Raw genomic sequence first — 20,626 nt, forward strand, 5'->3', positions numbered from 1 at the left:
ATCGAACAATGGAAATCCGTAGCCTGTCCCGAGGCGAGTTGAAGCTGGACAACGGCCTGCGGGCCCAGCGGCTGATGCCGTGGCCCGCCCTGAACGCGCCGTTCGAAGGTTCCTGGTGCGTGGTCAAGCCCGGCGCCGCCTCGGGCCCGCACGCCCACCACGAGTACGAGATCTGGATCGCGCTCAACGGCTCTTCGCACATTCTCTGCGACGGTGAGAAGACGCCGTTCGTGGCCGGCGACATCGTGCACTTCCGGCCGGGTTCGACGCACCAGGTGATCAACGACGGCGACGCCGACTTCGAGATGTACTCGGTGTGGTGGGACACCGACCTGGCCGCCAAGTTCGCCGCCCGGCACCAGGAAGAGGGATGAGCGGCACCGAGCGGTCCGCCGGGTCCACCCGCCCCGCGATCATCATCGCGGCGACGCCCACCCCGAACGGCGACCTGCACGTCGGGCACCTGGCCGGACCGTACCTCGCCGGTGATGTCTACGCCCGCTACCTGCGCGCCCTCGGGCGGCCGGTGATCTACACCACCTGCACCGACGACAGCCAGACCTACGTGGTCGCGACCGCCGCCCGGCAGGCCGTTACGCCGCAGGCGCTGTGCCAGCGCTCCACCGTGGCCATCGAGAACTCGCTGTCCGCGATGGGCATCTCGATGGCCGGGCTGCCGCCGATCGACGACCGGTACCGCCAGACGGTGCTGTCCTTCGTCACCCGGCTCTACGACACCGGCCGGCTGCGGCTGCGTACCGTGCGGCTGCCCTACGCCGAGCGCAGCGGCACCTACCTGTTCGACGGGCTGGTCACCGGCGCCTGCCCGGTGTGCCTGGCCGGCAGCTGCGGCGGCACCTGCGAGAGCTGCGGTCATCCCAACAGCTACGACGAGCTGCTGGAGCCGCGCTCGACCATCGACCCGACCGACCCGGTCGGCTACCGCGAGCAGGCCATCCTGGTGCTGCCGATGGAGGACTACCGCCAGCGGCTGACCGAGTACTTCGAGGCCCGGGCCGACCGCTGGCGGCCGCACTCGATGCAGCTGATCCGCGAGCTGCTGGCCGGTTCGCTGCCCGACATCCCGATCACCGTGCCGGGAGGCGGCTGGGGAATCGAGGCGCCCTTCGCCGAGACGCCGGGGCAGATCCTCTACCCCTGGATCGAGGCCATGCCAGCCTCGATCTACAGCACCTGGTGGGCAGCCGGTCGGCAGGGCGAGCCGCAGCCGGTCGAGGTGGACGAGCTCTGGCGGGCCGAGCGCGACGCCGAGGTGGTGTACTTCCACGGCTTCGACAACACCTACCACTGGGGCCTGATGGACCTCACCCTGCTGATGGCCCACGGCGAGCGCTACGTGCTGCCGGAGAGCAACGTCTGCAACGAGTTCTACGACCTGGAGGGCTCGAAGTTCTCCACCAGCCGCAACCACCTCATCCGGGGCAGCGAGCTGCTGGCGGAGGTGACGCGCGACGAGGTGCGGTTCTTCCTGGCGCTCACCGCCCCGGAGTACCAGCGCACCAACTTCACCCGGCAGGCGCTGGACGAGGTGACCGAGCTTCGCCTGATCGAGCCGTGGAACGCCCTGGCCGAAGCGATCTCGCTGCTGATCGCCGGACGGGCCGGCGGCATGCTGGCCACCACGCCGGCCGGCCGGGCCCGGGCCGCGCTGGTGCAGGCCCGGTTGCGCGCGGCCTACGAGCTGGACACCTTCAGCGTCGCCCGGGCCGCCGAGACCTTCGCCGACCAGCTGGCCCGGTTGCGGGCGATGGCCGAGGACGGTTCGGCCGAGCCGGGAGACCTGCTGCTGGAGGCGCGCACCCTGCTGGCCGGCGCCGCCCCGATCCTGATCGACCTGGCCGAGCAGGCCGGTGCGGCCGGCGTGCAGCTCGACCTGCTGGCCGAGCCCGCCACCGAGGTGCCGGCCTTCGAACTGCCGCGGCTGGCGAGCCGCATCGAATCACCCGACAGCCCAACCGCTGAGCTGCTCACCCGCACTCCCGCGCTCGACGGCGCGGTCTAAGGAGTCCGCCATGAAGTTGCTTGCCATCGAACCGCAGCAGTACATGCACTACTACCAGGCCCGCTACCAGCGGGCGGAGACGTACGGCCACGTCGTCTACGTGCTCAACGGCACCGGCACCGAAGACTTCTGGCCGGCCGAGCGCTACCGGCTGGTGGGCAGCAAGCAGATCGACGACATCATCGCCGAAGCCAAGCGCTGGCACGCCGAGGAGCACTTCGACGGCGTGATCACCTTCGCCGAGTTCGCGGTGACCGCGGTGGCGGCGGTGGCCGAGGCGCTGGGCCTGCCCGGCATCGACGTGCGGGCGGCGATCCAGAGCCGCAACAAGTACCTGATGCGGCAGGCCTACGAGCGCGGCGGCGCGCCGATCCCGTCCTACCGCTACGTCGCCGAGCTGCGCGACGCGCTGTCGGCCGCGGAGGAGTTCGGCTACCCGGTGATCCTCAAGCCGACCCTGGGTGCCGGCAGCTACTACGTGTTCAAGGTGCACTCGCCCGCCGAGATGGCCGAGCGGTTCGGCCAGGCGCAGGACGGCATCGCGCACCTGGGCGACCTGCTCGCCGACGCCGACGGCATGGACCTCGGGCCGAACGGCCTGCTGGTGGAGTCCTTCCTCGACGGCAAGGAGTACCTGATCGAGGGGGTGGCCTGGGACGACGAGGTCTACCTCGGCTCGGTGGTCGACCGGATCACCGCGGAGGGCGACAACTTCGACGACGACGTGCACCACGCGCCGACCACGCTCGGCGAGGACGACCTGGCCAAGGTGCACCGCGCGGTCACCCTGGCCGCGCACGCGCAGGGCCTGCGGCGCAGCGTGATGCACGCCGAGGTGCGCTTCCACAACGGCGAGCCGCACCTGCTCGAGATCGCCGCTCGGGTAGGCGGCGGGGGATTGGAGGACATCGCGAAGTTGACCGCCGACCACGATCCGATCGAGGCCACCGTCGACATCGGCCTGGGCCGCAAGCCACGGGTCCGGCACTTCCAGCCGACCGGCACGCACATCACCGCGATGTGCCTGATCAGCGCGGCCGGCATCGTCGAGCAGGTGGTGGTCCCGGACGAGGTGGCCAACTCCGACAAGGTGTTCCTGCTCAAGATCACCGCCAAGCCCGGCGACAAGATCAAGCGGCCGCCGGAGGGCAACACCATCATCGGCTTCCTCGGCACGAAGGGCAGTTCCTTCGAGGAGGCCTTCGACACCATGAACGACTTCGCATCCAAGATCCAGGTCAACTTCGCCACGCCGGCGACCTCACCCTCTGAGCTTTTGGAGCACGCGTGACACTGACCACCAGCGCCCCGGTACGCACAACCCGGCCGGTGCGTACGGCCCGGCCCAGGAGATACCTGATGTGCCCGCCGGTGCACTTCGACGTCTGCTACTCCATCAACCCGTGGATGGAGCCGGAGAAGCCCACCGACGGCGGCCTGGCCCTGGTGCAGTGGGAACGGCTGATCAACCTGTTCCGGGGGCTCGGCCACCAGGTGGAGCAGATCCAGCCGGTACCCGGCCTGCCGGACATGGTCTTCGCCGCCAACGGCGCCACCATGGTCGACGGCAAGGTGCTGTCGGCGCGGTTCCGCTACCCGCAGCGGGCCGACGAGGGGCCGGCCTATGCCGACTGGTTCCGCCAGCGCGGCTACCAGGTGCACGAGGCCGAGCACATCAACGAGGGGGAGGGCGACTACCTGGTCACCGGTTCCCGGATCCTGGCCGGCACCGGGTTCCGCACCGACCGGCTCTCCCACGAGGAGGCGGCCCGGTTCTTCGGCCTACCGGTGCAGAGCCTGACCCTGGTCGACCCGCGCTACTACCACCTCGACACCGCGCTCGCGGTGCTCGACCACGACGAGATCATGTACTACCCGCAGGCCTTCTCGCCCGACAGCCAGCAGGTGCTGCGCGAGCTCTACCCGGACGCGATCCTGGCCACCGACGCCGATGCCGAGGTGTTCGGCCTGAACGCGGTCTCCGACGGCCGGCACGTGCTGCTGGCCTCGCAGGCCACCCACCTGATCGAGGAGCTGTGGGCCCGCGGCTTCGTGCCGATCGGGGTGGACCTGTCCGAGCTGCTCAAGTCCGGCGGCAGCGCCAAGTGCTGCACGCTGGAGCTGCGCGAGCTACCGGCCCGGTGAGCACTGGGAGCACTGCCGTGCGGATCAACTACGACGGACGACGGTTCTCACCCGCCGACGGCGTGCCCGGTGAGAAGGACCGGGTGGCGCTCTACCGGCAGGACGGCGACCTGCTGTGGGGCGAGTTCTCCGGCGGGCAGGCCCGGCGCGGCTCGCTGGCCGGCACCTGTGCCGAGGACGGCACGCTCGACTTCGCCTACTGCATGGTTCTCGACGGCGGCGAGGTGATCTCCGGCCGCTGTCACAGCACCCCTACGGTGCTGCCCGACGGGCGCATCCGGCTGCACGAGGAATGGGAGCGCTACGGCACGGCCGGCAGCCGCGGGGTGTCCTCGATCGAGGAGCTCGCCCAGGCCGGCACCGCATCAGGACGTCCAGCAGGTTCGGAGGAAGCATGACCGCGCAATTGACCGATGCGGCTGAGCTGGCCAAGGACGGCGAGCGGCCGAAGAAGGGCGGCGTCGTCACCTGGGCGTGCGCCCCGGGGTTCCCGCCGGCGGTGATCTTCCCGTTCACCCCGCCCGAGCGGATGGGCACCCGCAACGTCATCGAGTTCCAGGCGCTGATGTACCGCACGCTGTACTACTTCGGCAACAGCGGCAAGCCCGAGGTGGACTACGAGCTCAGCATCGGCGAGGAGCCGGAGTGGAGCGAGGACGGGCTGACCGCGACCATCACCGTCAAGCCGTGGAAGTGGTCCAACGGCGAGACCCTGTGCGCGGACAACGTGCTGTTCTGGGTCAACCTGATGAAGGTCAAGGGCGCCCGGTACGGCGAGTACGTGCCGGGCTACTTCCCGGACAACTGCGTCGACTACGGCAAGGTCGCCGAGGACAAGGTCTACTTCACCTTCGACAAGGCCTACTCCAAGCGCTGGATGCTGTTCAACCAGTTCAGCACCATCACCCCGCTGCCCAAGGCCTGGGACCGCACCGCCGCCGGGCCCGCCAACGCCAGCGGCGACCTCGCCGACGTCGAGGCGGTCTATGACTACCTGATCGAACAGCAGGGCAACGCCGTCGAGGAGAACAACGCGCACCGCACCAAGTGGGCCGACAGCCCGCTGTGGAGCATCGTCAGCGGCCCGTGGCGGCTGAAGAGCTACACCCTGGAGGGCGTCGTCACGTTCGTGCCCAACGAGCACTACTCGGGCCCGAACAAGCCCCACATCGACGAGTTCCGGCAGCTGCCGACCTTCTCCGACGAGGAGCAGTTCCAGATGCTGCAGGACGGCACGGTCCAGGTCGGCTACCTGCCGCTGAGCTTCGCCGCCGGCTCCACCGACGACCCCACCAAGGGCGGGGACAACCCGCTGGGCGAACGGTTCCGGCTGGCCCCGCAGGTGGTGTACTGCATCCGCTACATCAGCCTGAACTTCAACAACCCGACGGTGGCAGGCAAGCTGCTGGCCCAGACCTACCTGCGGCAGGCGCTGCAGAGCTGCCTGGACCAGGACACCGCGGTGCGCGAGATCTACCAGGGCTACGCCTACCGGCAGAACGGGCCGGTGCCGATGATCCCGGCCACCGACCTGGTCTCGCCCGGCCAGCGCGGCGCCGCCTGGCCGCTGCCCTTCGACGTGGCCCGGGCCAAGCAGCTGCTGGAGGACAACGGCTGGGACACCAGCCAGAGCCCGGCGGTGTGCGTCCGCCCGGGCACCGGACCCGGCCAGGCCGGCGAGGGCATCCCGGCCGGCACCAAGCTGAGCATCCTGCTGCGCTACGTCGAAGGCCGCCCGGCGCTGACCGAGCTGATGCGCCGGTTCAAGCGGGATGCCGCCGCGGCCGGCATCGAGCTGCGCTTGCAGGAGGTGTACGGCTCGATCCTGGTGGCCGAGGACGCCCCGTGCGTGCCGAGCGAGGAAACCCCGTGCCTGTGGGAGATGTGCTGCTGGAACGGGGGCTGGGTGTACCACCACCCGACCGGCGAGATCGTGTTCAAGACCGACGCCGGCGGCAACTTCGGCCACTGGACCGACGCGCGGGCCGACGAGCTGATCGAGCGGACCGTCACCAGCGACGACCTGGATGTGCTGTACGAGTACCAGGACTACATCGCCGAGCAGGTGCCGGTCATCTTCACGCCGAACTTCCCGATCCGCCTGCTGGAGTACGCCGGCAACCTGCGGGGGGTTGAGCCGATCAACCCGTTCGCCAACATCGCTCCCGAGAACTGGTACTACGTCGAGGACGGCGAGCAGTGACCGGGCACGCCCGGCCGGCCGGCTCGTCCAAGAGGAGAAGACGACGATGACAACCCCCACCCCTGAGCAGCGCCCGGCGCTGCTGGTGATCGGAACCGGACTGCGCTCCTACCGGGAGTACCTGCTCCGCTCGATCAGCTCGCAGTTCCGGATCCACCTCTTCCACACCGCCGAGCCGAGCTGGGAGAAGGACTACATCGCGGGCTGGACGGTGCTGCCCAGCACCTCCGACGGCCCGGCGATGGCCGAGACGGCCCGCACCCTGCACCAGCAGCAGCCCTTCGACGGGGTGCTCTGCTGGGACGAGGCCCGCATCCACGCCACCTCGTTCGTGGCCCAGGCGCTGGGAGTGCGCAACGGCGACCCGGACGTGATCGCCCGGTTGCGCGACAAGGGCCAGACCCGTGCGGCGCTGGCCGTGGCCGGCGTGCCGCAGCCGCGCTCGGTGCCGGTCAAGGACGAGGCCGAGGCGTTGGCCGCCGCCGCCGAGGTGGGCTACCCGGCGATCCTCAAGCCCCGCGGGCTGGGCGCCAGCCTCGGCGTGGTCCGGGTGGAGAACGCCCAGGAGCTGCGCCGGATGTTCCCCTTCACCCGCGACACCCGTGCCCCCGAGCCGGTGGCGCTGCCGGAGCGGCCGGTGCTGGTCGAGGAATGCGTGCTGGGCGAGGAGATCAGCATCGACTCGGTGATCTCGGACGGCCGGGTCACCCCGCTGTTCATCGGCCGCAAGGTGCTCGGCTACCCGCCCTACGCCGAGGAGGTCGGGCACTACGTCAGCGCCGACGACCCGCTGCTGACCGACGCCACGCTGCTGGCGGCCCTGCAGGACACCCACGCCGCGCTCGGCTTCACCGACGGCTGGACGCACAGCGAGTACATGCTGACCAGCACCGGTCCCCAGGTGATCGAGGTCAACGGCCGGCTGGGCGGTGACCTGATTCCCTACCTGGGGCTGCTGGCTACCGGCATCGACCCGGGGCTGACCGCCGCCCGGGCGGCCTGCGGGCTGCCGCTGGAGCTGACCGCCAGCCAGCACCGGACCGCGGCGATCCGGTTCTTCTACGTCGCCGAGGAGAACACCGAGATCACCTCGGTCAGCTTCGAGGGCGCGCAGCTGCCCGAGGAGGTGCACCGGACGATAGTGGTGGCAGCCCCTGGTGCGGTGGTCTCGCCGCCGCCGAAGGGAACCGCCTTCGGGCGGATCGCGGCCGCGATCGCGGCCGCCGACTCGATCCCGCGGTGCGCCGCCGCCCTGGACGCCGCCGAAGCGGCGCTCGTCATCACCGGCACGGTGCAGCCCAGCACCGTCGCCGCCCGTCCCTAGAAGAAGTGGAAGACATGTCGACTGACACCGCGCCCGCTCAGAGCGCCGGCATCTGGCGAACGTTCAACGAGTCACCCACTGCCGTCAAGGCGATCTTCGCGGGCGTCTTCATCAACCGGCTCGGCGCGTTCCTCAGCATCTTCGTGGTGCTGTTCATGACCTCCAAGGGCCGCTCGCCGTCCGAGGCGGCGTTCGCGCTGGGCGCCTACGGCGCCGGCGGGGTGATCGGGGTGCTGATCGGCGGCATGCTGGCCGACCGGCTCGGCGCCCGCAACGCCACCGTGCTTTCCATGTCCAGCTCGGCGGTGCTGGTCGCCTCCCTGCTGTACCTGCCGAACTACGCGGCACTGCTCGTCGCGGTCACGCTGTGCGGCCTGGTCAGCCAGATCTTCCGGCCGGCCTCGGCCACCCTGCTGTCGGAGCTGACTCCCGAGAACCGGCAGGTGATGATCTTCGCGATGTACCGGTTCGGCCTGAACCTCGGCACCACCGCGGCCCCGCTGATCGGCTTCGCGCTGTACAACCTCGACGACCAGGGCTACACCCTGCTGTTCTGGGCCGAGTCGCTGGTGGCGCTGGGCTATGCCGCCCTCGCCCTGGTGGCGCTGCCGCGCCGGGACCGGCCGGTCGCCGGTGCCGACGAGGCGGCGGCGCCGAGCGGCAGCTACCTCGACGTGCTGCGCAACCGCCGCTACGTGCTGTTCCTGATCGGGATGCTGCTGAATGCCGCGGTGTACGTGCAGTACCTGTCGACCCTGCCGCTGGACGTCAAGGCCGAGGGGGTAGCGATCTTCTGGTACACCGTCGCGGTCGCGCTGAACGGCCTGATCGTGATCCTGTTCGAGCTGCCGGTGACCAAGGTCTCCCAGCACTGGCCGTTCAAGATCCTGGTGGGCCTGGCGTTCGGGCTGGTGGGCCTGGGCATGCTCTGCTACGGCCTGCCGCTCGGCCCCGCGGTGATCATCCTGGGCACGCTGATCTGGACGCTGGCCGAGGTGGTCGGGGCCCCCGCGGTGTTCGCCTTCCCGGCGATGGCCGGTCCCGCGCACCTCAAGGGCCGCTACATCGGCAGCTTCCAGTTCGTGTTCGGGCTGGGCACCGCGATCGGGCCGGTGGTCGGCGGCTGGCTGTTCACCTCGCTCGGCCACCGGGTGTGGCTGGTGATGGCGCTGATCTCGGCGGTGGCCGCCACCCTGGGCGTGGCGTCGGTGCGCAGCCCGTCGAAGGCCGAGACCGAGCAGGCCGTCGACGATCCGGAGACGCCGGACGTGCCGCTGGTCGCCGACGTGCCGGGCAGCCTGGTCGAGGAACCGACCTGAGCACCGCGGGACCCTTCGAGACAACCGGAAACGACAGTGGCGGCGCCGCTGTCCTCCCTTTCCCTACAGGAGGTTTGGACGTGACCGAAGCCGAGAGCTGGTTGCTGGAGATGCGGCTGTTCAAGGTGCACCCCGGCACCCGGGACGAGTTCCACCGAATCAGCGAGGAGGGCACCATCCCGATGATGCGGCGCTACGGCATCAACGTGCTGGACTTCGGCCCGATGCTCAACGACGAGAACGGCTACTTCCTGCTGCGGGCCTTCCGCTCGGAGGAGGAACGGGTCGAGAAATCGCAGGCCATCTACGCCACCGCGGAGTGGGAGGAGAACTACGACGCCCCGGTCACCGCGATGATCGCGGACTACCGGACCGCGGTGATCCCGGCGACCCACGCGCTGTCTCCGACCCTGGTGGGCCAACCCGCCTGACGTCCCCGCCGGTGCGAGCGAGCCTGGAATACGATCCTGCGATGACTATCCAGCTGCCTGACCTGACCCGATTCGGCAACATTCCCAGCGACTACGTCCACCGCCCCAAGATCGCGGTTCCGGGCGAGGACGTGGCGCTGTCCGACGGGTATCTCAAGTGGTACGACGTGCGCCCGGAAGAGGCGGAGATCCCGGAGCAGGTGCGCGCCGAGGCGCGCGAGTTCCTGCATGCCGAGAGTGAGGCCGGCAGGCTGAAGCTCGACGGCGACCTTGGCTTCGTGGTCTTCCACCTGTGCGGCGAGTCCTTCTACTTCCTGATCGTGCTGACCTGGCGCAACCAGAACGAGATGTGGGAGACGCTCTACGGCCAGGACGTCGCCAAGGGCGGCGGGTTCCAGCTGATCCCGCAGGGCACCCACCTCGAGGTGATCTGCGTCTGGGAGCTGGGCGCGGTGGTGCACGAGCGGCAGGCGTGGACGCAGTACCTGCTGTCCGCGCGGGACGAGCAAGCCAAGATCGCCTACCTGACCAGCCGGTACTCCGGACCGGTCTGACAACCATCCACCCCACCGGGTGCCCGTCGCGGGCGGGCACCCGGTGCACGAACCCCGATCGGCTCCGGCCGGTCGCCCCGCTCGACGGCGGGAACACCGAGGAGATCAGCCATGCCCAGCCTGACCCGCACCGAGGCGGCCGCGCGCGGTTCCGTCCTGACGGTCCGCTCCTACCTCGTCGACCTCGACCTCACCACCGGGGCCGACACCTTCCGGTCGAAGACCACCATCGCCTTCGACGCCCGGCCGGGTGCTGAGAGCTCAGAGGTCTTCCTGGACGTGCAACCGGAAACCCTGCACTCGGCGCTGCTCAACGGCCGGCCGGTCGACGTCGGGGCGCTGTCGGAGGGACGGCTGCCGCTGACCGGGCTGGCGGAGGAGAACACCCTGGTGGTGGACGCCGACATGCGCTACTCCAGGGAGTGCGAGGGACTGCACCGCTACGTCGACCCGGCCGACGACCAGGTCTACCTCTACGCCTTCGTCTACATCGACAACGCGCCCAAGGTGTTCGCCTGCTTCGACCAGCCCGACCTCAAGGCTCCGTACACCTTCACCCTGACCGTGCCGGAGAACTGGCAGGTGCTGGGCAACAGCGATGCCCGCCGGACCGCGCCCGGCCGCTGGGAGCTGGGCCCCACCCCGCCGCAGGCGACCTACCTCACCGCGCTGGTGGCCGGTCCCTACGAGGGGGTCTTCCAGGACCACGACGGCATCCGGCTGGGCTTCCACTGCCGGGCGTCGCTGGCCAAGTACCTCAGCGTCGACCTCGACGAGACCTTCGAGGTGACCAGGCAGTGCCTGGACGAGTACGAGCGGATGTTCGGCGTGCGCTACCCGTTCGGCAAGCTCGACCACGTCTTCGTGCCGGAGTTCAGCGTGCTGTCGCTGGACCATCCGGGCTGCGTGCTGCTGCGCGAGCTGTACCTGTTCCGCACCCCCGGCACCGCCAGCGAGCGGGAGACCCGCGCGGTGGTGCTGGCGCACGGCATCTCGCTGCAGTGGCTCGCCGCGCTGGTGGGCAACGCCTGGTGGGACGACCTGTGGCTGGGCCAGGTCTTCGCCGACTACATGGCGCACCGGGTGCCCAGCGAGGTCACCCGGTTCCCCGGCCCGCCCACCACCTTCGCCGCCCGGCGCAAGGGGCAGGCCTACCTCGCCGACCAGCGCAGCTCCACCCACCCGATCTGCCTGGACGGCCCGGACGTGCAGACCGTGCTGCTGGAGATGGACCGGATCACCTATTTCAAGGGACATTCGACGATCCGGCAGCTCGCCGCCCGGGTCGGCACCGAGGCGCTGCGCACGGGCCTGCGCACCTACTTCGACCGGCACGCCTTCGGCACCGCCACCCACGCCGACTTCCTGTCCGCGCTCAGCGACGCGACGGGCGAGGACATGACCGGCTGGGCCGACCGGTGGTTCCGGACCGCCAACGTCAACACCCTGCACCCCGAGCTCGAGGTGACCGACGGCACCATCTCGGCCTTCGCGGTGACGCAGACCGCGCCGGAGTCGCACCCGGTACTGCGGCCGCACACCTTCAACGTCGGCCTGTACGGCAGCGGTGGTGAGAACCGGGTGGTCAGCGTGTCGATCGACGGCGAGCGCACCGAGCTGCCGGAGCTGGTCGGGCTGCCGAAGCCGGAGTTCCTGCTGCTCAACGACGGGGACCTGACCTACGCCAAGATCAGGTTCGACGCCGACTCGGCCGCCGCGCTGCCCCGGCTGCTGCCCACCCTGTCGCCGCTCAACCGCGCCATGGTGTGGTGCCAGCTGCTGCTGGGCGTGCAGGACGCGGTGTTCCCGGCCGCGGACCACCTGTCGCTGGTGACCGAGATGGTGGCAGCCGAGACGGAGCTGTCCATCCTCACCGAGGTGCTCGAGCAGGCCCGCTACGACGTCGCCGACCGGTTCCTGGCGCCGGCCGAACGCCCGCACTGGCTGGCCCGGATCGCCGAGAGCCTGCGGGAGCGGCTGGCCAGCACCCCGGCCGGGGACGAGCGGCAGATGACCTTGTTCCGCAACCTGATCGAGTTCTCCTCCGACGTCGCCGAGCTGCGCGGGCTGCTCGACGGGGCCGGGGTGCCCGACGGCATCGAGCTCGACCCGGACACCCGGTGGCGAGTCCAGTACCGGCTGGCGGTGCTCGGCGAGGTGGACGAGGCCGAGATCCAGGCCGGCTACGAGATCGACCCGAGCACGGCGGGGGAGATGTTCGCGGCCAAGGCGCGGGCGGCCCGGCCGGACCCGGCGGCCAAGAGCGCGGCCTGGGACGCGATGACCAGCGACACCACGCTGTCCAGCTACCAGATCTGGGCGCTGGCCGAGGGGTTCTGGCAGCCCGAGCAGCTCGAGCTCACCGAGCCGTACGTGCAGCGGTTCTTCACCGCGATGCCCGAGGTCGCCAAGCTGCGCGGCGACTACGTGATCGCCGAGCTGATCCGCTTCCTGTACCCGCGCTTCGCGGCCTCGCCCGACACCGTGGAGTTCGCCACCGAGCTGGTCAGCCGCGGTGACATCTCGCTGCCGCTGCGCCGCAAGGTCGCCGACTTCACCGACGACCTGCGCAAGGTGATCCGGGCCCGGGAGAGCCAGCTGGCGGTCAGCGGCTGACCGGCTCCGCGCGGACCGGCAGTGCGGTCGGCCTCAGCGGCTAACTGGCACTGCCGGTCTCGGGTACCCCGTACTGCACCAGCTCGATCAGCAGCGCGGCGGGCTTCGGGACGTACATGAACGACACCCGCATGCCGGGCCGGGCACCGGCGCACGGCGCCGCGTCGACCGGCACCAGGCCGTGGCCGCGCAGCCGGACCAGCTCGGCGTCGAGGTCGTCCACCTCGAACGCGACGTGGTAGAGCGAGGGCGACCGGCGGGTGAAGTGGTCCGAGAGCGCGGAGTCCTCCCGTATCGGCGTCACCAGCTCGACCGCGGGCTGGCCGTCGGATGTCGGATGGGACCAGAACTCGCAGGCCACCCCGTACTCCTCGGCGATGCCGTCGTCGTCCTTGCCCAGGCCCAGCGCGGTGAGGAATGTCGCGACGCCGGCTGGGTCTTCGGTCGCGAGCCCGATGTGGTCGATGCCGATGATCACAGTGCCCACCCTAGTGCCTGGCCGGTGCCGAGCACCGTCAGTCGACCGCGCGAGCCCAGGCCGCCCGGACCAGCCCGCCGGCGGCCACGCTGAGCCGGCGCCGCAGGCCGACGCTGACCCGGCGGCTGAACACGTCGTAACCGGCCCGCTCGATCTCGTCCAGGATGCCGCCGTACAGCGTCCAGGCGGTGCGCAGGCAGTCGCGGGAGGTGCGGTGCACCAGGTCGATGCCGGGCAGCGCCGAGGCGTACAGCCGGCGGGTGCGGGCCACCTCGTAGGCGATCAGGTCGCGGATCGGCTCGCCGGCCGAGCCGCCGGCCCGGGCCCGCAGCAGCATCGCCCGGTCCACCCCGAACCGGTCCAGGGACTCGATCGGCAGGTAGATCCGGCCCCGGTCGAGGTCCTCGGCGACATCGCGCAGGAAGTTGGTCAGCTGGAACGCCAGGCCCAGGTCGGCCGCCGGGCCGCGCAGCCTGCTCCAGCTGACCCGGGGGTCGGCCCGGCCGAGAATCGGCAGCATCTGCAGGCCGATCACCGCCGCCGAGCCCCACATGTACTTCTCCAGGTCGGCGAAGCCGGCGTACTCGGTGATCTCCAGGTCCATCCGCATGGACTGCAGGAAGTCGGCGAAGTGCTCGGCCGGTATCTGCCAGTGGTCGATGGTGTCCAGCACCGCCAGGCACAGCGGGTCGGCGGCGGTGCCGCGCTGCAGGTCGGCGAGGAACGTCCGGGCCCAGGCGTCGAAGGTGCGGGCGCGCTCGGCCTGGTCCAGCCGCGGGTCGAGGTCGTCGACGATGTCGTCGGCGTAGCGCGCGAAGCCATACAGGGCGTGCACGTAGGGCCGTTTGGCGGCCGGCAGCAACTGGGTGGCCAGGAAGTAGGTCTTGCCGTGCTGGGCGTTGAGCTGCCGGGCCCGCAGGTAACCGGCCCGCAGGCCGGGCTCGACGATGCCGGCGGCGGCCAGCTCGCGCCGGGCACCCCGGCTGGCCCGGCCGGCGTCCGCGCTCGGCATCGGCCTGGCGGGCCCGGTTCCGGCGGCGGGGATCCGGAACGGTACGGACGTCTGGGACTGCGGCACCCGGTCCTCCTCGGCACGGTCGGTCGTCATGATCCGGCCCTCCTCGGGGCGGTCGGTTTCATTGCGGTGCACCGGCCTTGACCAGCGGGCCCAGCCCGGTGCGCAGGGTGGCGAACACCTCGGCCGTCACCGGCTCCAGCTCCGCCAGCGCGTCGGGCAGCGCGAGTCCTGCTCCCAGCCTGCTCCGTAGTTCGGAGCCGATCACCGATTCGGCTGCCAGGTACTGGGTGGCGGCGAGGTCGGCCGCCAGCGACGGCAGGGGAGTGCCCAGGGCCTGGGCCAGCGCCGCGGCGAGGGCCTGCCGGCGGCGCAGCTGCAGGTGCTGCTCGCGCCGCTGCAGGTCGGGACTGTCCAGCACGGCGGCGTGGAAGCGCGCCACCTCCTCGGCCTCGGCCGCGGGCCGGCCGCCGGTCAGCTGGAAGACCACCTGGTCCTGCAGCGCCTGCAGGATCGAGCTGCCGGACCGGCACCGGCGCACCGAGTCCAGCAGCGCGTCGAGCATCCGGTCCACCTCGTCGAAGAACAGGTCCTCCTTGGTGTCGAAGTAGTTGAACACCGTGGCGACCGAGACGTGCGCCTGCCGGGCCACGTCGGCGACGGTCACGGCGTCGTAGCCGTGCTCGAAGAACAGCGACATCGCGGCGGTGTTGATGGCCTGGCGGGTCCGGCGCTTGTGCCGCTCGCGCAGCCCGGTCTCGCTCATCCGGACACCTCTGTCGCCGGTGGAGCCCGTGTCGCCGGTGGAGCCGGCCCTGGCCACGGCGCTACCTCCCGGTGATCCGGGCGGCGGCCAGCCGCCCCGACAGCAGGACCATCGGAACGCCCACCCCCGGCTGGGAGTTGGAGCCGCAGAACACCAGGTTGGAGATCCGGCGGTCCAGGGTGGGAAAGCGGAACGGCCCGGACTGGAAGAAGGAGTGCGCGGCTGCGAACGGCGCCCCGGCGGCCAGGCCCTGCTCCTGCCAGTCCCGCGGGGTCACCATTTCCTCGACCTCGATGCCCTGCTCGAAGCCGGGCAGCCCGCGCCGGTCCAGGGTGGCCATGATCTCGTCGCGGTAGCGCGGGCCGAGCACCGACCAGTCGATCGCCGCCCGGGTGTTCGGGGTCGGGAACAGCACGTAGTAGCCGGTCCGGCCCGGCGGCGCCAGCGACGGGTCGGTCCGGCTGGGCGAGCTCACCAGGAAGGACGGGTCGCTCATCAGCCGGCCGCGGTCGATGATCTCGGTGAACGTCTCGCGCCAGGCCTGGCCGAAGAAGATCGAGTGGTGGGCGAGGTCGGGGTAGCTGGTGGCCGAACCGGCGTGCACCAGCACGCAGGACGGGGAGTAGCGCAGCCGCGCCAACCGGCGCGGGCGGTACTCGGCGGGCAGCAGCTGCTGGTAGGCGGTGGGCAGGTCGGCGTTGACCACCACTGCGTCGGCGGCCAGCCGCCGGCCGTCCCGGGTGTGCACCGCGCGGGCCCGGCCGCCGGACACCTCGATGCGTTCGACCTCGGTCCGGTAGTGGAAGGTGACCCCGGCGTCGGCGGCCGCCCCGGCCAGCGCTCGCGGGATGGCGTGCATGCCGCCGCGCGGAAAGTAGACGCCGGCCACGGTGTCCATGTAGGAGATCACCGCGTAGATCGCCAGCGCGTCCTGCGGGGCCAGGCCGGCATACATCGCCTGGAAGGAGAAGATCCGCCGCAACCGTTCGTCGGACAGGTACTGCCCGATCTTGGGTGCCAGCCGGCGCAGCCCGCCCAGCGCCACCAGCCGGATCCCGGCGCTGCCCAGCAGCTGCAGCGGGGAGTCCAGGTTGCGGTCGATGAAGCTGTCGCGCTCCACCCGGTAGAGCGTGCGCAGGAAGTCCACCAGCTTCCGGTAGCCGGCCGCGTCCCGGGCCGAGGCGACCTCGGCGATCTCGGCGGCCATCCGTTCGGGGTCGGTGTGCACGTCGATCCGGGAGCCGTCGGCGAAGTTGGCGCGGTAGGCCGGGCTCAGCGGCAACAGCTCCAGCCGGTCCGTCAGCCGCTCGCCGACGCAGGCCAGCGCGTCGTCGAGCAGCTCGGGCATGGTGAGCACCGTCGGGCCGGTGTCGAAGGAGTAGCCGCCGCGACGCAGCACCCCGGCCCGGCCGCCGGGCTCTGCCGAGCGCTCCACGACGGTGACCTGCCGCCCGGCACCGGCCAGCCGCAACGCGGCCGACAGCCCGCCGAGGCCGGCACCGACGATCACCACGGAGTCGGTGGGCCCGGGCACCGTCCGGGGGCGTCGGGGCACGGCGGTCCTTTCGGCTCGGGCGGGCGTCTCGGGAGCCGGCCGGCCGGTCTGCCGCTGGTACGCCGGGCTCCTCAGTCGATGTTAGAGTCACTCTACGGTTCGGCAGATGCTATGCATAACTTGTGCAACTTCTCGATACTGGCCACGATGCCGGCCGGCCGGCGCACGCCGGGTGCGGGGGTGGGATGGCTACTGCGAGCGACGCTGCCGAGGGCAGCTGGGCACAGCGACCGCCGCTGCCGGCCCGGGCGCTGAGCGCGGGTTTCGACCAGCTGGTCAGGCGCGGGCTGCGCGGGGTCTGGGTGCGCGGGCAGCTGCCGGCCGGCGGCTGCATCTGGGCGGCCAACCACCACAGCTGGTGGGACGGCTTCCTGGCCTCGGCGGTGCTGGGCCGGCTGCACCGCCGGGCGGCACTGCTGATGGACGGCGACAACCTGGGCGACTACCGCTTCCTGGCCCCGGTCGGGGTGATCCCGGTCGACCGGCCGCGGCGAGCGTTGCAGGCACTGCGGCAGGGCCGGGTGCTGGTGATCTATCCCGAGGCCGAGCTCCGGCCGGCCGGCCCGCTCGGCGAGCTGGCGCCCGGTGCGGCGTGGCTGGCCCGGCGGGCGCCGGCCCCGGTGCTGCCGGTCGCGGTGCGGGTGGTGGCCCGCGGCCACCAGTACCCCGAGGCGCTGATCGACATCGGCCCGGCCTGCCCGCCCGACCGGCTGCGGGCCGAGCTGGCCGACCGGCTGGCGGGGCTGGACGCCGCGCTGGCCGCCGGCGACCCGCGCGAGCCGGTACCCGGCTTCGTCCGGCTGATCGCCGGCCGGCCCAGCTGGGACGAGCGCATCGACCGCTGGTCGCGACTGGCCCGGCGGGGACGGTGATCCCGCGGTGATCTTCCGTGCCGTCCTCGGCTTCCTGCTGGCCAAGCTCGCGACGCTGCTGGCCAACCTTGCCTGGTTCCCGGTGCTCGGCCGGGGCCACCCGGACGCCGGCCGGCCGGGGCCGGCAGTGCACCCTGCCGAGCGGGTGTCGTTGCTGATCCCGATGCGCAACGAGGCCGGCCGGCTGGCCCGGTTCCTGCCGGCGGCGCTGGCCCAGGCCGGGGTCGCGGAGCTGATCGTGCTGGACGACGGCTCCACCGACGGCTCGGCCGCGCTGGCCGGGTCGCTGCTGGCCGACACCCCGCACGCCCGGCTGGTCGCCGGCACCGCTCCGCCGGCCGGCTGGGTCGGCAAGAACTGGGCCTGCCAGCAGTTGGCCGACCAGGCCAGCGGCGAGCTGCTGGTGTTCTGCGACGCCGACGTGCTGCTGGCGCCCGGGGCGGTCCGGGCGGTGCTGGCCGAGCGGGCCCGCCAGCGGGCGGACCTGTTCTCGGTGTTCCCCCGCCAGCTCACCGGCGGCCTCGGCGACGCGCTGCTGACCCCGCTGATCGACGACGTGCTGCTCTGCTTCCTGCCCTTCGGCCTGCTGTCGGTGGACGTGCCGGCCGCGGCCACCGCGAACGGGTCGCTGCTGGCCCTGCACCGGCAGACCTGCAGCGCGCTGGGCGGCTTCTCCTCGGTGCGCGCGGAGCTCGTCGAGGACGTGGCACTGGCCCGGGCGGCCCGCCGGGCCGGTTGCAAGCTCGGGCTGGCGTTGGGCGGAAATCTGGTGCAAACCCAGATGTACTCCGGCTACTCCGAGGCCGTGCGCGGGCTGGGCCGGGGGTTGCTGGCGGTGACCGGCGGTGCCCGGTGGCGGCTGGTGGCGGCCGCCGGCTGGCACCTGGTGGTCTACACGCTGCCCTTCCTCGCCGCGGGCCGGCGGCGGCGCTGGCTGCTGCCGCTGGGGCTGGGACTGGCCGAGCGGCTGCTGGTCGCCCTCAAGTGCCATCCCCGGGCGGCCTGGCAGACGGTTCTCACCCCGCTGTACCCGCTCGCCTTCGTGCCGGTGGCCGGCCAGGCGATGCGCCGCCGGCAGTACTGGAAGGGCCGCAGCTACCCATGAGCCCGCCACTACCCGTGAGCCCGCCGCAGAGGTCGCTCCGGCGACCGTTCCAGACATCGGTTCAGAGCCCGCTCCAGGGGCCGCGCCCGGGACCGCCGATGCCCCGGTCCCAGCCGGTGATCGGTCATCTCGGCCGGTGGGGCCGGCACCCGCTGCCGCTGCTGGAGGAGGGCGCCGGCCTCGGCCCGGTGTTCGGGCTGCGGCTGTGGCGCGAGACCGTGGTGGGCTACTCGCCGGACTGGAACCGGTTCGTGCTGGGCGATCTGGAGCTGTTCCGCAGCCGGGGCAGCATGAGCGGGCTGTCTCCGCACCTGGCCGCCGGGGTGGTGCAGACCGAGGCGCCGCAGCACCGGCAGCGCCGGGCCGAGCTGAACCCGCCCTTCGCCCGGCGCTCGATCGCCGGGCTGCGGCCGCGAATCCGGGAAGTAGCCGAGCGGGCGTTGCCCAGCGGCGAGTTCGACGCGGTGGCCTGGTCGGCCGCCGTCGTCCGGCAGATCCTGTCGGCCACCTTCTTCGGCGACGTGCTGCCCGGGCCGCTGCTGGCCCGGTTCCTGCGGCCGCTGGACACCGCGCTGCCCGGGCCGCTGCTGCGCCGTCCGGTGCTGTTCGGCCGGATGAACCGGGCGCTGGCCCGGGCGCTGCCGGCCGCCCCGGACGATTGCCTGGCGGCCGCGTTCCGGGACCTGCCCGGCGGCCTGGACGAGGTGCGGGTCGCGCTCAGCGCCGGCTATGACACCACGGCCCACACCCTGGCCTGGCTGCTCTACCACGTCGCCGCCCGGCCGGACCTGAACACCGCCGAGCTGCGCCCGCTGGCTGTCAACGAGGTGCTGCGGCTGTACCCGGCGGGCTGGCTGGGCAGCCGGCGGGCCGCCCGGGACACCGCGTTCGGCGACCTGCCGATCGCCCGGGGCACGCTGGTGCTCTACAGCCCCTACCTGACCCATCGGGATCCAGGCCTGTGGCCGGAGCCGCACGAGTTCCGCCCGGAGCGCTTCGCCGGGCCGCTGCCGGCCTGGGGGTTCCTGCCGTTCGCCGCCGGCGAGCGGACCTGCCTGGGCAGCGCCTACGCCCGGCTGGTGCTCGACACCGTGCTGGAGGCGTTCGCCGGCGGCCGGCTGGGTGTGGTCGCCGCGGACCCGAGCCCCAAGGCCGGCATCACGCTGGCGCCGGCCGGCCCGTTGATCCTGCGCCACGCCCCGCGGGCCTGAGCCGGCCGGGCTGCGGCGGCGCCTGAGCTCGGCGGCTGGTCCGGAACTGCCGCGTCCCGGGCACCGCTCGGTCAGGCGGCCGGCGGCAGCGTCACCCCGAAGCCGGCGACCGCCAGCCGCAGCAGCACCTGCCCGGGTGCCAGCAGGTCGGCGATCTTGGCGGCGCTGAGCACCTCCAGCTCGGCCAGCCGGGCCCGGTACGCCCCGTCGCCGGCCAGCCGGGCGGCGTGCAACTCGCCGACGTTGTGCCAGACCTTCTGCCGCGCCTCGCGCAGGAACCGCTTGGAACTCAGCCGGTTCAGCGGGCCCAGCGCCCGGTCCAGCAGCCGGCGCGGGTCGTCGAGCTCGGCGTCCTCGGCTTTGACCCGGCCGGCCAGCACGGTGTCGATCCGCTCGTGGTCGCGGCGCCGGGCGTCGATCAGGCCGGGATCGGTGAAGTCGGCCGGGCTGATCACCGCCAGCATCGCCTGCGGCAGGTCGTAGTTGACGTGGGCGTTGATGCCGAGCAGCACGTGCCGCAGCTCCGGCAGCTCCGGCGGGGCGGCGAAGGCCAGCCGCCACGGCCGGGAGACGCCGGCGGTGTCGCCGCGCAGGTCGCAGTCGTGTGCGGTGAGGTACAGCTCGGCGAAGGCGACGTCCCAGCGCTGCACCCAGTCGGGGCTCTCGAACAGGCCGTCGTACACCGCCGAGCCCACCGCCTCGGTGGTGCGCAGGTAGGCGCCGAGGAACGGCGCGCGGTGCCGGGCATCTGCCGGCAGGCTGTCCAGGCGGTGCCGCAGCCGGGCCACCACCTCGGCGACCGGATCGAGACCGGTCGGGTCGGAGTTCCGGGCATCGGAGTTCGACATGGGACAGGGATAGCAGTTCGGTTGTACTCCGCCCAGCCCCGAGTTAGATTGTTTAGCATAAAACTAACAATGCCTGGGAGCGGCATCCGGCAACAAACGCCGTATGCCGCCCAGGTTTGGTGGCGCGTAACCCGGCGTTACCGTGGAATGCGTTACCGATG

Annotated in this window: 19 protein-coding genes; 14 read left to right on the forward strand and 5 right to left on the reverse strand. The window is 71.8% G+C overall.

Annotated elements, in window-relative coordinates:
- Window positions 1–8 precede the first annotated feature (8 nt).
- The 11 genes from VLJ82_RS09255 to pepN all read left to right on the forward strand — a co-directional run bounded on the left by VLJ82_RS09255 (window position 9) and on the right by pepN (window position 12,615).
- Window positions 9–374, forward strand: a complete 366-nt coding sequence (locus VLJ82_RS09255; protein WP_408663047.1) for a cupin domain-containing protein — start codon at window positions 9–11, stop codon at window positions 372–374.
- Entirely contained in the window at window positions 371–2,023 is a 1,653-nt protein-coding gene (locus VLJ82_RS09260) for a class I tRNA ligase family protein (RefSeq protein ID WP_408663048.1), read from the forward strand. Before VLJ82_RS09255 ends, VLJ82_RS09260 begins: the two co-directional genes overlap by 4 nt.
- A gap of 10 nt (window positions 2,024–2,033) precedes the next feature.
- Complete coding sequence (locus VLJ82_RS09265; protein WP_408663049.1) at window positions 2,034–3,314, forward strand: ATP-grasp domain-containing protein; 1,281 nt, start codon at window positions 2,034–2,036, stop codon at window positions 3,312–3,314.
- Window positions 3,311–4,168 (forward strand): dimethylargininase, encoded by an 858-nt coding sequence (gene ddaH, locus VLJ82_RS09270; RefSeq protein ID WP_408663050.1) that lies wholly within the window; start codon window positions 3,311–3,313, stop codon window positions 4,166–4,168. Before VLJ82_RS09265 ends, ddaH begins: the two co-directional genes overlap by 4 nt.
- Before the next feature lie 17 nt (window positions 4,169–4,185).
- Complete coding sequence (locus VLJ82_RS09275; RefSeq protein WP_408663051.1) at window positions 4,186–4,566, forward strand: hypothetical protein; 381 nt, start codon at window positions 4,186–4,188, stop codon at window positions 4,564–4,566.
- Window positions 4,563–6,371, forward strand: coding sequence for an ABC transporter substrate-binding protein (locus VLJ82_RS09280; RefSeq protein WP_408663052.1), 1,809 nt, complete (start codon window positions 4,563–4,565; stop codon window positions 6,369–6,371). Before VLJ82_RS09275 ends, VLJ82_RS09280 begins: the two co-directional genes overlap by 4 nt.
- A gap of 46 nt (window positions 6,372–6,417) precedes the next feature.
- Window positions 6,418–7,695, forward strand: a complete 1,278-nt coding sequence (locus tag VLJ82_RS09285; RefSeq protein WP_408663053.1) for an ATP-grasp domain-containing protein — start codon at window positions 6,418–6,420, stop codon at window positions 7,693–7,695.
- A 14-nt stretch (window positions 7,696–7,709) separates the two neighbouring features.
- Entirely contained in the window at window positions 7,710–9,014 is a 1,305-nt protein-coding gene (locus VLJ82_RS09290; RefSeq protein ID WP_408663054.1) for an MFS transporter, read from the forward strand.
- Window positions 9,015–9,094: 80 nt separating this feature from the next.
- Window positions 9,095–9,445 (forward strand): NIPSNAP family protein, encoded by a 351-nt coding sequence (locus VLJ82_RS09295; RefSeq protein WP_408663055.1) that lies wholly within the window; start codon window positions 9,095–9,097, stop codon window positions 9,443–9,445.
- 41 nt (window positions 9,446–9,486) lie between these two features.
- Complete coding sequence (locus tag VLJ82_RS09300; RefSeq protein ID WP_408663056.1) at window positions 9,487–9,999, forward strand: hypothetical protein; 513 nt, start codon at window positions 9,487–9,489, stop codon at window positions 9,997–9,999.
- A 111-nt stretch (window positions 10,000–10,110) separates the two neighbouring features.
- Complete coding sequence (pepN, locus tag VLJ82_RS09305; RefSeq protein WP_408663057.1) at window positions 10,111–12,615, forward strand: aminopeptidase N; 2,505 nt, start codon at window positions 10,111–10,113, stop codon at window positions 12,613–12,615.
- Window positions 12,616–12,655: 40 nt separating this feature from the next.
- Here pepN and VLJ82_RS09310 read toward each other — a convergent pair whose 3' ends face one another.
- From VLJ82_RS09310 to crtI, 4 genes are all read right to left on the reverse strand, one after another.
- The gene (locus VLJ82_RS09310) at window positions 12,656–13,093 is read right to left on the reverse strand and encodes a VOC family protein (protein ID WP_408663058.1); all 438 of its coding nucleotides are present in this window, start codon (window positions 13,091–13,093) and stop codon (window positions 12,656–12,658) included.
- 37 nt (window positions 13,094–13,130) lie between these two features.
- Entirely contained in the window at window positions 13,131–14,201 is a 1,071-nt protein-coding gene (locus VLJ82_RS09315; protein WP_408663059.1) for a phytoene/squalene synthase family protein, read from the reverse strand.
- A gap of 28 nt (window positions 14,202–14,229) precedes the next feature.
- Complete coding sequence (locus tag VLJ82_RS09320; protein WP_408663060.1) at window positions 14,230–14,874, reverse strand: TetR/AcrR family transcriptional regulator; 645 nt, start codon at window positions 14,872–14,874, stop codon at window positions 14,230–14,232.
- A gap of 61 nt (window positions 14,875–14,935) precedes the next feature.
- Complete coding sequence (gene crtI / locus VLJ82_RS09325; RefSeq protein ID WP_408663061.1) at window positions 14,936–16,429, reverse strand: phytoene desaturase family protein; 1,494 nt, start codon at window positions 16,427–16,429, stop codon at window positions 14,936–14,938.
- Window positions 16,430–16,614: 185 nt separating this feature from the next.
- Here crtI and VLJ82_RS09330 point away from each other — a divergent pair, with 185 nt between their 5' ends.
- The 3 genes from VLJ82_RS09330 (at window position 16,615) to VLJ82_RS09340 (ending at window position 19,617) form a co-directional block, all read left to right on the forward strand.
- Window positions 16,615–17,301 carry a lysophospholipid acyltransferase family protein gene (locus VLJ82_RS09330; RefSeq protein ID WP_408663062.1) on the forward strand — a complete coding sequence of 229 codons (687 nt, stop codon included), beginning with the start codon at window positions 16,615–16,617 and terminating at the stop codon, window positions 17,299–17,301.
- 7 nt (window positions 17,302–17,308) lie between these two features.
- Window positions 17,309–18,406 (forward strand): glycosyltransferase family 2 protein, encoded by a 1,098-nt coding sequence (locus VLJ82_RS09335; RefSeq protein WP_408663063.1) that lies wholly within the window; start codon window positions 17,309–17,311, stop codon window positions 18,404–18,406.
- A gap of 98 nt (window positions 18,407–18,504) precedes the next feature.
- Window positions 18,505–19,617: a cytochrome P450 gene (locus VLJ82_RS09340; RefSeq protein ID WP_408663064.1), complete on the forward strand. Its 1,113-nt coding sequence runs from the start codon at window positions 18,505–18,507 to the stop codon at window positions 19,615–19,617.
- A 71-nt stretch (window positions 19,618–19,688) separates the two neighbouring features.
- Here VLJ82_RS09340 and VLJ82_RS09345 read toward each other — a convergent pair whose 3' ends face one another.
- The gene (locus VLJ82_RS09345) at window positions 19,689–20,465 is read right to left on the reverse strand and encodes a DUF5995 family protein (protein ID WP_408663065.1); all 777 of its coding nucleotides are present in this window, start codon (window positions 20,463–20,465) and stop codon (window positions 19,689–19,691) included.
- Between the last annotated feature and the right edge of the window lie 161 nt (window positions 20,466–20,626).

This window comes from Jatrophihabitans sp. (assembly GCF_035474675.1).
Taxonomy (GTDB): Bacteria; Actinomycetota; Actinomycetes; order Mycobacteriales; family Jatrophihabitantaceae; genus Jatrophihabitans_A.

Bases quoted from the DNA above. Each gene is read 5' to 3' on its own strand.
- VLJ82_RS09265 (WP_408663049.1), top strand. From the start codon at position 2,034: ATGAAGTTGCTTGCCATCGAACCGCAGCAGTACATGCACTACTACCAG.
- VLJ82_RS09290 (WP_408663054.1), top strand. From the start codon at position 7,710: ATGTCGACTGACACCGCGCCCGCTCAGAGCGCCGGCATCTGGCGAACG.
- VLJ82_RS09280 (WP_408663052.1), top strand. From the start codon at position 4,563: ATGACCGCGCAATTGACCGATGCGGCTGAGCTGGCCAAGGACGGCGAG.
- VLJ82_RS09315 (WP_408663059.1), bottom strand. From the start codon at position 14,201: ATGACGACCGACCGTGCCGAGGAGGACCGGGTGCCGCAGTCCCAGACG.
- VLJ82_RS09345 (WP_408663065.1), bottom strand. From the start codon at position 20,465: ATGTCGAACTCCGATGCCCGGAACTCCGACCCGACCGGTCTCGATCCG.
- VLJ82_RS09340 (WP_408663064.1), top strand. From the start codon at position 18,505: ATGCCCCGGTCCCAGCCGGTGATCGGTCATCTCGGCCGGTGGGGCCGG.
- VLJ82_RS09285 (WP_408663053.1), top strand. From the start codon at position 6,418: ATGACAACCCCCACCCCTGAGCAGCGCCCGGCGCTGCTGGTGATCGGA.
- VLJ82_RS09330 (WP_408663062.1), top strand. From the start codon at position 16,615: ATGGCTACTGCGAGCGACGCTGCCGAGGGCAGCTGGGCACAGCGACCG.
- VLJ82_RS09300 (WP_408663056.1), top strand. From the start codon at position 9,487: ATGACTATCCAGCTGCCTGACCTGACCCGATTCGGCAACATTCCCAGC.
- VLJ82_RS09260 (WP_408663048.1), top strand. From the start codon at position 371: ATGAGCGGCACCGAGCGGTCCGCCGGGTCCACCCGCCCCGCGATCATC.
- VLJ82_RS09320 (WP_408663060.1), bottom strand. From the start codon at position 14,874: ATGAGCGAGACCGGGCTGCGCGAGCGGCACAAGCGCCGGACCCGCCAG.
- VLJ82_RS09255 (WP_408663047.1), top strand. From the start codon at position 9: ATGGAAATCCGTAGCCTGTCCCGAGGCGAGTTGAAGCTGGACAACGGC.
- pepN (WP_408663057.1), top strand. From the start codon at position 10,111: ATGCCCAGCCTGACCCGCACCGAGGCGGCCGCGCGCGGTTCCGTCCTG.